Consider the following 11,738-nt stretch of genomic DNA (forward strand, 5'->3'; position numbering starts at 1 on the left):
TACATGGTTACTACGTGGTGTAGTAGCCAACTTTCGTCCCGCGTCTCGCAGCCTGAGACGCGACCATGCGATTCGAGGCGACGTTGAACGCTCTGGATTTGTCACGATGGCAATTCGGTATCACGACCGTTTATCACTTCCTGTTCGTCCCGTTGACCATCGGTCTCGCACCGATGGTGGCGATCATGCAGACGGTCTGGCACAAGACCGGAAACGAGCAGTGGTTACGGGCCACGAAATTCTTCGGGAAACTGTTCCTGATCAATTTCGCCCTCGGCGTGGCCACCGGCATCGTGCAGGAGTTCCAATTCGGAATGAACTGGAGCGAGTACAGCCGATACGTCGCCGATGTGTTCGGTGCACCGCTGGCCCTCGAGGGATTGATCGCCTTCTTCCTCGAATCGACATTCCTGGGACTCTGGATCTTCGGCTGGTCGCGTCTGCCCCGCCGGGTACATCTGGCCACCATCTGGCTGGTCGCGATCGGCGTGACCGCCTCGGCGTACTTCATCATCGCCGCGAACTCGTGGATGCAGCACCCGGTGGGTGTGGCATTCGACCCGACACGTAACCGCCCGGCCATGAACAACTTCTGGGCGGTCATCACCAACAACACGACCCTCGCCGCGTTCCCGCACGTGATCGCCGGTGCCTGGTTGACCGCGGCCACCTTCGTCGGTGGCATCGGTATCTGGTGGATGTCGCGAAACATGTGGCGCGCCAAGAAGTTGCGCGTGGCCATCGATACCGGCGACACGAGTGGGATGCCCAAGACCACCTCGCCGAGCCAGATCGATGCCACCCCTGAGGATCTCGAGCGCGACGCCCATCGCCTGTGGCGTCCGGTGACCCGGTTCGCGTGCTGGGTGGCCATCGTCGCCGGTGTGCTGTTGTTCATCACCGGCGACTTCCAGGCGCAGATCATGTTCAAACAGCAGCCGATGAAGATGGCGTCGGCGGAATCGCTGTGCAACACCCAGGAGAACGCCGGGTTCTCGGTGCTCTCGATCGGGCGGCAGAACAATTGTGCCGACATCGACCACGTCATCGAGATCCCGGGCATGCTGTCCTTCCTGGCCACGCACCGCTTCGGCGAAACATTGCAGGGTGTGAATCAGTTGCAGGCGCAATATCAGGAAGGGCTGAACATGCCCGGCCAGAACTTCGCCCCCAATCTGTTCGTCACCTACTGGGGATTCCGCGCGATGATCACCTGGGCGCTCGGATCGGTCGTCGTGGCCTTCGGCGGACTGTGGTTCACCCGACGAAAGAAGGTGGTCGAATCCAGACGCCTGGGCCTGTTGGCCCTATGGATGATCCCGACCCCGTTCCTGGCCAACGCATCCGGCTGGATCTTCACCGAGATGGGCCGCCAGCCATGGGTCGTCGCCCCCAACTGGGAGAACAACCTCGACCCGCTGCGCATACACATGCTCGTGGCCGACGGCGTCTCCAACCACACGCCACCGATCCTGTGGGTCACCATGATCGGCTTCACGCTGCTCTACGGCGGGCTGGGTGTGGTGTGGTTCCTCCTGCAACGGCGCTACGCCATCGAGGGTCCCGCGGCACATGACCACATCGCTCCGGAGGTGGAGTCCGACGACTCCGATTCCGATGAGCCCAAACAGCTTTCGTTCGCGTACTGAGGAGCGGGACAGATGTCACTCGAAAACTTCTGGTTCATCGTCGTCGCGGTCCTGTTCATCGGATACTTCGTTCTCGAGGGCTTCGACTTCGGTGTCGGCATGCTGATGCCGTTCCTCGGCGCGAGCCACACCGGTGGCGACGAGAAGGTCGCGGCCGACGACGATGCCGCCGACCCGGACAAGCGCAGGCGTGCGCTGCTCAACACCATCGGCCCGGTGTGGGACGGCAACGAGGTGTGGCTGCTGACCGCCGGCGGCGCACTGTTCGCGGCGTTCGGTGGTTGGTATGCAACGATGTTCACCGCGTTCTACCTGCCGCTGTTCCTGATCTTGATCGGACTGATCACCCGGGTCGTGGCCATCGAGTGGCGGGGCAAGATCAACGACCCGCGCTGGCGGATGTGGTGCGACGTCGGCATCGGCCTGGGATCGTGGATTCCCGCACTGCTGTGGGGCGTGGCCTTTGCCAACGTCGTCCGCGGTCTGCCGATCGACGCCGCGCACCAGTACACCGGCGGATTCTTCAACCTGCTCAATCCCTATGCGCTACTCGGCGGTGTCACCACGCTGCTCGCATTCCTCACGCACGGTGCGGTCTTCCTCGGACTCAAGACCAGCGGTGTGCTGCAGCAGGACGCGATGAGATACGCCAAGCTGCTGGCCATTCCGACGCTGGTCGTGGCCGCGGCGTTCCTGCTGTGGACGCAGTTCGCCTACGGCAACGGATGGACGTGGATCCCGGTGCTCATCGCCGCCGTCGCCGCGCTGGTCATGGTCGCGGCGACCCAGGTGCAGCGCGAGGGCATCGCCTTCCTGGCGACCTCGATCGCCATCGCCGGAACCGTGGCGACGCTGTTCTCGGTGCTGTTCCCGAATGTGCTTCCGTCGACCACTGATTCGGCCTACAACCTGACCGTCGCCAACACCGCGTCGAGTCATTACACGCTGACCGTGATGACGATCGCCGCGCTGATCATGACGCCGGTCGTCATCGCCTATCAGGGCTGGACCTACTGGGTCTTCCGCAAGCGCATCAGCGTCGGCCAGATCCCGGCACCGACCGGGTTGTCGTTGAAGGCATGGCAATAGCGGAGGAGGACGGGGGTTCTCGGCGCGCGCGGCGGGCCCGCCCCCCGCTCGATCCCCGCCTGCTCCGGTATTCGCCCGCCACCCGGCGCTATGTGCTGGTGACCGCCTTGCTGGCGGCGATCACCACGGTCGCGGTGATCGTCACCGCCGTGATGACGGCGTCGATCCTCGCGGAGTTGGTGACCGATCCGGCGCGCCGTTCCCTCGCCGCGCAGTCGGCGCACCTGTGGGTGTTGGTGGCAGCGGTCGTCGTCCGCGTGCTCACCTCATTCGGCCACGATCGGTACGCGCACCGGGCTTCGGCGACGGCGATCGCCGAGCTGCGCGCTCGCGCCCTGGCTGAATTGACCGACCCGGACCGCACACCGCCGCGAGAACTGCTGCGGCGTCGCGAACACGCGACGACGGTGCTGCTCCGGGGACTGGGCGCACTGGGGCCGTATCTCTCGGGATATGTGCCAGCGCTGATCGTCACGGTGCTGGTCACGCCGACGGTGCTGGCCGTGATCGCCGTCGCCGACTGGCCGTCGGCGGTGATCATCGTGATCACGCTGCCGTTGATCCCGCTGTTCATGATCCTCATCGGACTGATGACACGTGATCGCACCGAGCGCAAGCTCGCGACGATGAGCCGGCTCAGCGCTCAACTGCTCGACCTGGTCACCGGTTTGCCCACGCTGCGCGCGCTCAATCGCGCTCGCGCGCCCGCCCGGCAGGTCGCCGACCTCGGGCAGGCGCACCGGCGCAGTTCGATGTCGTCGTTGCGGGTGGCGTTCCTCTCCGGCGGGGTCCTGGAGTTCCTCGCGACCATCAGTGTGGCGTTGGTCGCCGTCGGTATCGGCCTGCGTCTGGTGTCGGGCGAGATGACCTTGTACGCAGGTGTTCTCGCACTGATCCTGGCGCCCGAGGCCTATCTGCCGCTGCGGCAGGTCGGTGCGCAGTTCCACAACTCGGTCGACGGGGTGACCGCTGCCGGCGAGGTGCTCGATCTCATCGACTCCGGTTCCGCGGGCGCGGGTGTCGGCCGGACGCGCTCGTGCACCGTTGCCGGAGAACCGATCCGGCTGCTCGACGTCGGTGTGCACGGCCGGGACGGCTGGGCGCCGTACGAACTCACGGCGACCGCGAATCCCGGTGAGCTGACGGTGTTCACCGGACCCAACGGGTCGGGCAAGTCGACGATGTTCGCCGCCGTCCTCGGTCTGCTCGCCCCGGACGAGGGTTCGGTGCTCGTCGGGTCGATCCCGGTGGCCGAGCTCGAACCCGATGCCTATCACGAGCAGGTCGCGTGGCTGCCCCAGCAACCGGTCGTGGTACCCGGCACCGTGGCCGACAACCTCGCCCTCTTCGGCGCCCTCGACTCGGCACAGCTCCATCGTGCCAGCGCCGCAACGGGTTTCGACGAGGTCCTGGCCTCCTTGCCGGACGGCGTCGACACCGTGCTCGGTACCGGGGGCGTCGGGCTGTCCGCGGGGCAGCGGCAGCGGCTCGCGCTGACGCGGGTGCTGGCCTCGCCGTCGCCGCTGTTGCTGCTCGACGAGCCCACCGCACACCTCGACGCCGCGAGCGAGGAGTCGGTGCTCGCCGCGCTGGCCGCGCGGGCGCGCGCCGGTGACACCGTGCTCGTCGTCGCCCATCGCGATGTGGCCCGCGCACACGCCGACCACGTCGTCGAGCTCCCGGAGGTACTCGGTGTCCGCCGATCTGGCTGAGACCTCTGACGTCGCAGAAAGTACTGGGCGGCATCGTGATCCGTTGATCCGCGCGCTGGGATTCCTCGGTCTGCGCACCCGGCCGGTGTTGTGGTCGCTGATGCTCGGCGTGGCCGGTGCCCTCTCGGCGCTGGGGCTTGCTGCGCTCTCGGCGTGGCTGATCACCCGTGCCTGGCAGATGCCACCGGTGCTGTACCTGTCGGTCGCGATCACCGCCGTTCGCGCGCTGGGCATCTCGCGGGGACTATTCCGGTACCTGGAGCGCCTCGCCACCCACGACCTCGCACTCGGCGCGATGGCGACCGCGCGCGAACGCCTGTATGTGGCGTTGGCGTCGGGATCGCCCGCCTATTCGGTGACCCTGCGTCGCGGAGATCTGTTGACCCGCACCGGAGACGACGTCGACGAGATCGGCAATGCGCTCATCCGGGCGCTCATCCCGATCGGCGTCGGAATGACGACCTCGGTGGCCGCCGTGGCGATCATGGCGCTGGTCTCCGGGTGGGCCGCCCTCGTCCTCGCGATCGCCCTGATCGTCTCCGGGGTGATCGCACCCTGGCTGGCGGCCCGCGGCTCCGATCGCGCCCTGGGTGACGCCGCCCGCGCGAACACCGCGGTCGCCGAGGCGACCACCACAGCCCTGTGGCATGCGCCCGAACTGGTCGTCTCGCGGCGGCGGCGCAGCGTGCTGGCCACCGCGCGGCAAGCCGATGCCGAGGCGATCCGGGCCGCTGACCGGGGCGAACGCATCGAAGCACTGGCCGCCGCGGCGACCCCACTCTCGTTGGGGGCGTCGCTGATCGCGGCCTGCGTCATCGGGATCGGTCTCGCCTCGGGGGTTTCCGGCTCGCTGGCCGGCGTGTCGAGTACGACCGGCCTGCTGACGCCGATGGTGCTCGGCGTGTTGATCCTGTTGCCGCTGTCGTCCTTCGAGTCCACGGCGCCGCTGACCGAGGCGGGTATCCAACTCGAGCGCAGTCGACAGAGCGCCGCGCGGGTGATGGCACTCGTCGACGGGGCACGCAGGACCGGGGCACGCAAGACCGTGCAGGGCGACTCGGATGGCCAGGACTCGAGCGTCGGGGATGCGGCGATGGACGACGTGGACGTGCATGCCGCGCCCGTGACACTGCGCCTCGATGCGCTGCGCTGGGGATGGTCGGATGCGGCCGTGCTCGGCCCCGAGGCGGGTGTGACCGCGACGCTCACGCCGGGCTCACGGATGGCCGTCGTCGGGCCCAGCGGTATCGGCAAGTCGACGCTGCTGCTGACGATGGCCGGTCTGCTCGATGCCCGAGGCGGGTCGGTGACGGCCATCGACGACGCCGGGAAGCAGCTGGCAATCCGTTCGGCGACATGTTATTTCGCCGAAGAGGCACACATCTTCTCCACGTCGCTCGAGGAGAACCTCCGCGTCGCCCGCGGGGATGTGACCGTCGAGGAGATGCACGCGGCGCTCGCCGAGGTGGGACTGGCCGACTGGGTGGCCGAACTGCCCGACGGGCTCGGCACCGAATTGACCGGCGGCGCCGAATCGCTCAGCGGCGGCCAGCGCCGGCGACTGCTGCTCGCCCGCGCGTTGCTGCACCGTGCGCCGATCGTGCTACTCGACGAGCCGACCGAACACCTCGACGCCGCCGACGCCGAGCGTCTGCTGCGGCGCATCCTCGACCCGTCATCGAGCATGTTCGCCCCGGATCGGACCGTGGTGGTGGTGACGCACCAGCTGTCGGCGGTGGCGCTGCATCCCGGGCGTGCCGAGTCGGTTCGGGTGGTCGACCTCAGCCCGGTCGCGCACTGACGCGAATCTCGGGTGAAAACCCTCGGAACGAAAACCTGTTGCCGTGCTTGCGATTGCGGCGTAGTTTCGTCGGTACACATGGAAGGAGGTGGTCCGAAGTTGATTGGCAAACGGACAAGTGAGGTGACCATCCGCTGACGCGGAGATCCATCTGATATCCCTCGATCGATCCCTCGCATCGGCGAATACCAGGTGGTCACCCGACCCCTGCACCCGACCTGGTCCGGTCGCTCGGCCCGAATCCCCGGGCGGTGCGGGGGTCGTTCCATGTGCGGGCTCGGGTCTTTCTCGTGCGTCCGGTTTTTCGGTTAGTGCACTACTCGTGTTCGGGCGGTCCGGCCGGTGTGGACTGACGTGCAGATCAGCCCACCAACGCGGGAGACGTCATGAACACCGGCATCTTGGATTCGTCCGAAACTGCCTCATCACCAACCGTGGGCATTGCGACCGCATCGACGCGGGAGTTCTCGGTACCCACCGGCCGACTGTCGCGATTTCTCACCCCGGGCGATCGCGACTGGAACGACGACGGCGCGGGGACCTGGATCGCGGGGTACGCCGGCGGCCTCACCTATACGTTGACCGCCGATTCCGCGGACTCGCGTCTGACCCTGCACAACCGCGGACGCAGTGATCTCGCCGTGCTCTCGATCCCCGGCTTCACCGCGATGTCGGGTGCCCGGCTCACACCACTGAGCGCGGGATCATCGGCGGCGTTGCCGGACAACGAGTTCCACGTGCTGCAGGCCGAACGCCGTGGCGGGCGGCCGGTCGTCGTCGGGCAGATCGTCGACGACGGCGAGCCCGCCTTCCTCATCCACCCACCACGGCCCGACGAGGTCGACTGGCCGCGTATGCCCGGTGCGGACGAGTTCTGGACGCCCTACTCGGCCACGCCCCACAGCGCTGCTGAACCGCACAGCGCCTCAGACTTTCACGACGCCGCGGACGCCGGGGTGTGCTGCGAGAGTGTCGCGGGGACGGCCGTCGTCCACAATCGGGGGCCGCGACGGATCGCGGTGCTGATGACCGGGCTCGGCGGGGCCTTCGACCTCGTCGTGGCGCTTCCCGGGGAATCGATCCCGATCCCTCCCGGCCCCGGCATCCACTACGTGCAGGCGGCGCGGGAATCCGGGCGGCCCGTCGTCGTCGACGTCATCCACGTGCGCCCCTGATGGGTATCAGGTCCTTGTGTATGACGTTCTTGTGTATGACGATTCCGTCGGAAACCGGGCAAATCGTCATACTGATCGACCTTCCGGGTGGCATGGGGGGATTGACGGTAGCGTATGCGCGGTGAATGAACCGGGGAGCCCTTATTCGAATCCGTACCCACAGCAGCCGCAGTACCCACAGACCCCGCAGTGGGGTGGCGGCCAGTACCCGGGCGGCTACGGGGTGCCCGGTGCGTATCCCGGTGCGTATGGGGCCACACCGTTCACACCACCGCCCAAGCCACCGCTGCGCCACGTCGCGCTGACGCGGACGTTTGCCGCGTGCACGATGCTCGCGTGGCTGCTGATCGGTGTTCTCGGATTTCTCACCTTCGCGACGGTGACCGCAAACGACGGCGGCGACTCGACATTCAACGGATGGGCTCACTGGACCTCGCAGGGTGAGGGACTGCCGCTGATGGGCGGATCGCATGCCGTCGTCTTCCCGGGAGTTCTGCTGCCGCTACTCGTCCTGTTCCCGACGCTGCTGTCGTCGATCCTCATCCTGTGCAACGTCGCCCGGCGCGGATTCTCCGCGGTGAACGTGCTGTTCGGGGTCATCGGTGCGGGCGTAGCGACGGTGGCCGTCGTCGACCCCTCGGTGGTGGTCGGCACCTTCGACAACGACTCATCGCAGTACGTCGAGGCCCACTACACGTTCTCGGCGGGACCGTCGGCGATCCTGAACGTGATCCTCGGCGTCGTGGTGGTGCTGCTGGGAATCGGCGGAATCATCTGGGGTGGCAAGGCGCCCGCGCCGGCACCGGTCTATGCACCGCCGCCGGTGTGACGGCGCAGCAGTTCAGCCGACGCAGTTCAGCCGACGTGACGCCGCAGCTTGGCCGATAGGCGCGGGGTGAGGTCGCCCTCGGCGTCGACGCGTTCCTCGACGTAGGCGAGATCGCCGTCGGGCACGATGCCATAGAGACGCTTGGCGCCGCCGGTGTGCTTGCCCGACTCGGAGCGGATGACGACGTCGGTGGTCAGATTCCACGACGTCTGATTGAGCGGGCGGCCGTAGTACAGCTCGATGGAGCCCTCGGCGTGGGTGAGGAGGAGTTCGATGCTGTCGTCCTCGCCGATCCGCCAGAAGCCGGCCTCACGCAGATCGGGTCGGACGAAGTTCCCGTCCTCGTCGATCACCCACGAACGGGCCTCCCAGTTGAGGAAGTTCTGTCCGTCATGGCTGACCACGATCTGTTGGGCGAAGTGGTAGTCGTTGCCGCTGACCGGGTCGTGCCCCTCGCCCTCGCCGCGCCAGACTCCGACCATCGGCAGGAGGGCGAGCAGGCCCGGATGCAGGTCGGCGCCGATCCGCAGATTGGCGGTGTCGGCGGGCAACGGCAGATCGTCCCACGAGGGGGTGTTGCGTTCGCGGCTGCCGGATTCGGCGGCACGGACCTCGGCCTGGTTGATCGCCTCGTCACCCGACCGACGTGGGGTATCGGCCCCGTCGGGGTCGGGTTGTCCGTCGGACGGCAGGGTCACGATTCGTCGTTGACCAGGCGGTAGATCACGTACAGCGTGAACCAGATGATCAGCAGCGTTGCCAGACCCAGCAGGATTTCGAAGAAGAGGACCACGGGTGGGAGTTTACCTCTCGGGGTGTGCGCGGACGTCGTCGGTCCGGCCGAGTGAAAGATGAATCACGGGCCGCCCTGGGAAGACCCGAGGAAGAACAGGTGAGAACGCCGACGGCCCGGCCACCGCGAGGGTGACCGGGCCGTCGGGGAGTCCGTGTGGACTTACTTGCTGACGGTGATGTCGTGCGTGTGCACGCCGGGTCCGTCCGGATTGACGGTGACGTCACCGTTGCCGACCGAGCTCAGTGCACGCAGCGTCCACTTGCCGGGCGCGGCGAAGAAACGGAAGTCGCCGGTGGGGCTGGCGACGACCTCGGCGGTGAACTCACCGGTCTCGTCGAGCAGCCGCACGAACGCACCCGCGACGGGGCTCCCGGAGTTGTCGGTGACCTGTCCGGTCAGGACGGTCTCCTTCTCGACATCGACGCCCGCGGGCAGCTTCTGTCCCTGCTTGGGTGCAGCACACATGATTACTTACCTTCTCCCAGTTCAACCGGAACGCCGACGAGCGAGCCGTATTCGGTCCAGCTGCCGTCGTAGTTCTTGACGTTCTTGTGGCCCAGCAGCTCCTGCAGAACGAACCAGGTGTGGCTGGAACGCTCGCCGATGCGGCAGTAGGCGATGGTTTCCTTCTCGCCGTCGAGGCCGGCGTCGGAGTACAGCTCGGCGAGTTCGTCGTCGCTGCGGAAGGTGCCGTCCTCGTTGGCGGCCTTGCTCCACGGCACGTTGATGGCGCCGGGGATGTGGCCGGGACGCTGGCTCTGCTCCTGCGGCAGGTGGGCAGGGGCGAGGATCTTGCCGGAGAACTCGTCGGGGCTGCGCACGTCGACCAGGTTCTTGGCGCCGATGGCGTCGACGACCTCGTCGCGGAAGGCGCGGATCGAGTTGTCCGGATCGGCGGCCTTGTACTCGGTGGCCGGACGGCTCACGGCGTCGGTCGACAGCGGACGGCCGTCGAGCTCCCACTTCTTGCGGCCGCCGTCGAGCAGCTTCACGTCCTGGTGGCCGTAGAGCTTGAAGTACCAGTAGGCGTACGCCGCGAACCAGTTGTTGTTGCCGCCGTAGAGCACGACGGTGTCGTCGTTGGCGATTCCGCGCTCGGAGAGCAGCGCGGAAAACTGCTCGCGGTCGACGAAGTCACGACGAACCGGATCCTGCAGGTCGGTCTTCCAGTCGAGCTTGACCGCGCCCTCGATGTGGCCGCCGTCGTAGGCGCTGGTGTCCTCGTCGACCTCGACGAACACGACCTTGTCGGTGTGCAGGTTCTGCTCAGCCCAATCGGCGCTGACCAGGACGTCGGAACGTGCCATGGGTGTTTCCTCCCGTTGATGTGGGTATCGGGTGTGGTGGAGATGATCTGTGAAACAATGATGAAGGCGATCGGCGTCGGACGCCGACGACTTCGGCGGATGATGACGGCATGATCCGGGTGCGAACCCGAGATCTCGGTGGACGGCGTCGTCATGGGAAACGCGCTGTACCGGCCGGCATCGAGTGATCGTGGCGACTCGGGCGCGACGGTGCGGGCGCGAGCGAGACGATCACATCGTGATGCGACAGCAACAGTCGGCGACTCGACAGAAGTCGATCGCCCGGCGGCGGGTGAGCATGAACTCACGGCGCTGTTGCATGTCCACGAGGGTACAACAGCGATCGGTACCCGCCACAAGCGTGTCCCCGCCCCGGCGGTGGTTGCGATCGTCGAGGTCAGAAGCGCTCGGGCAGCAGGTCGCGTGGCCCGGACCCGGCGGTGAGCAGGATGTCGCTGCCCGAGCTGTGTGCCCCGGTCGCCGGCAGGTCCCACGGCATGGGCAGCAGCGGCAGTGTGGCGGTGAAACGCGCGAGCACGGCCGCGCGTAGGGCGGACTTGTCGGCGCCGGCGAGTTCCGGTGCGTCGACGTGCTTTTCGGGCCCGGTGTAGAAGCCCGTCGCCTGCACGTGCAGCCGGCCGTCGCGTACCGATACCTCGACGATGACGCTGACCCTGGTCCGTGGGCCCGGGTACTCCGAAGCCGACGGCGCGAGCTGCGGACTCGGCGTCGCACCGGTCGGCGGCGCCGAGTCCGGCCGCAGGGCCACCGATCCGGTCAGCACGATGCCCGAGGTGCGCTCGAGATTGCCGAACTGGGGTCCGCCGCCGCCGACACGGTCGGGGCCGGCGGGGGTGTTGACGGTGAGATCCAGGATGCCCAGCATGCGGCCCAGATTCACCGAGTCGAGTCGCGAGTAGGCGGTGACCGAGTCGGTGCGCAGGGTGTCGGTGGGCCCGATGTCGAAGCCGTCGGGGACCCGCAGCGCTCCCAGCGTCGCCCCGAGTTCGGCGAAGCAGGGGCCGGCCGCGGGATACGAGCAGCCATGCGGGATCGGCACGCCACGGGCGGTGATCGTGGCGCCGGTGAACTCGCCCGAGGAGGCATGGGTCAGGAACGGGAAGCCGCCGAGCGTCACCTCGGGCCGGTAGGTGATACCCGGCGCACTCGCGAGGGACATCGAGAGGCGATGTTCGCTGCGACTCGCCGTGACGGTGTCGGCGATCACCGCGATGGCACCCACGACGACGACGAGCGCGAGCGTCACCAGAAGCGTGCGTCGGAGCCGATGTCGCGAGGGTGCAGGAGTCGCTGCGTCCGAGGTCACGGCCTCCGAGTCTGCCTTGTTAACAGCCGAGCGTGACATTGCGGCTATTCTGT

At 67.3% G+C, this 11,738-nt stretch carries 10 protein-coding genes; 6 read left to right on the forward strand and 4 right to left on the reverse strand.

Annotated features, from left to right (window positions below):
* The first annotated feature begins 83 nt into the window (after window positions 1–83).
* The 6 genes from QNM97_RS02575 (at window position 84) to QNM97_RS02600 (ending at window position 8,255) form a co-directional block, all read left to right on the forward strand.
* Window positions 84–1,649, forward strand: a complete 1,566-nt coding sequence (locus QNM97_RS02575) for a cytochrome ubiquinol oxidase subunit I (protein ID WP_283823077.1) — start codon at window positions 84–86, stop codon at window positions 1,647–1,649.
* A gap of 12 nt (window positions 1,650–1,661) precedes the next feature.
* Window positions 1,662–2,738 (forward strand): cytochrome d ubiquinol oxidase subunit II, encoded by a 1,077-nt coding sequence (gene cydB, locus QNM97_RS02580; RefSeq protein ID WP_208792523.1) that lies wholly within the window; start codon window positions 1,662–1,664, stop codon window positions 2,736–2,738.
* Window positions 2,729–4,450 (forward strand): thiol reductant ABC exporter subunit CydD, encoded by a 1,722-nt coding sequence (cydD, locus tag QNM97_RS02585; protein WP_283821461.1) that lies wholly within the window; start codon window positions 2,729–2,731, stop codon window positions 4,448–4,450. Before cydB ends, cydD begins: the two co-directional genes overlap by 10 nt.
* A gap of 43 nt (window positions 4,451–4,493) precedes the next feature.
* Complete coding sequence (cydC, locus tag QNM97_RS02590) at window positions 4,494–6,251, forward strand: thiol reductant ABC exporter subunit CydC (protein ID WP_283821462.1); 1,758 nt, start codon at window positions 4,494–4,496, stop codon at window positions 6,249–6,251.
* A gap of 434 nt (window positions 6,252–6,685) precedes the next feature.
* Window positions 6,686–7,426, forward strand: a complete 741-nt coding sequence (locus QNM97_RS02595) for a hypothetical protein (protein ID WP_283821463.1) — start codon at window positions 6,686–6,688, stop codon at window positions 7,424–7,426.
* A gap of 121 nt (window positions 7,427–7,547) precedes the next feature.
* Complete coding sequence (locus tag QNM97_RS02600) at window positions 7,548–8,255, forward strand: hypothetical protein (protein ID WP_283821464.1); 708 nt, start codon at window positions 7,548–7,550, stop codon at window positions 8,253–8,255.
* Between the two features lie 26 nt (window positions 8,256–8,281).
* Here QNM97_RS02600 and QNM97_RS02605 read toward each other — a convergent pair whose 3' ends face one another.
* The 4 genes from QNM97_RS02605 to QNM97_RS02620 all read right to left on the reverse strand — a co-directional run bounded on the left by QNM97_RS02605 (window position 8,282) and on the right by QNM97_RS02620 (window position 11,724).
* The gene (locus QNM97_RS02605; protein ID WP_283821465.1) at window positions 8,282–8,953 is read right to left on the reverse strand and encodes a heme-binding beta-barrel domain-containing protein; all 672 of its coding nucleotides are present in this window, start codon (window positions 8,951–8,953) and stop codon (window positions 8,282–8,284) included.
* Window positions 8,954–9,210: 257 nt separating this feature from the next.
* Window positions 9,211–9,516, reverse strand: a complete 306-nt coding sequence (locus QNM97_RS02610) for a DUF1416 domain-containing protein (RefSeq protein WP_283821466.1) — start codon at window positions 9,514–9,516, stop codon at window positions 9,211–9,213.
* 2 nt (window positions 9,517–9,518) lie between these two features.
* A complete protein-coding gene (locus QNM97_RS02615; protein WP_208792520.1) occupies window positions 9,519–10,358 on the reverse strand; it encodes a sulfurtransferase in 840 nt (279 codons plus the stop codon).
* A gap of 397 nt (window positions 10,359–10,755) precedes the next feature.
* Window positions 10,756–11,724 (reverse strand): LmeA family phospholipid-binding protein, encoded by a 969-nt coding sequence (locus tag QNM97_RS02620; protein WP_502874980.1) that lies wholly within the window; start codon window positions 11,722–11,724, stop codon window positions 10,756–10,758.
* Window positions 11,725–11,738 lie beyond the last annotated feature (14 nt).

This window comes from Gordonia sp. L191, from assembly GCF_030077625.1.
In the GTDB taxonomy this organism is placed as follows: Bacteria; Actinomycetota; Actinomycetes; order Mycobacteriales; family Mycobacteriaceae; genus Gordonia; species Gordonia polyisoprenivorans_A.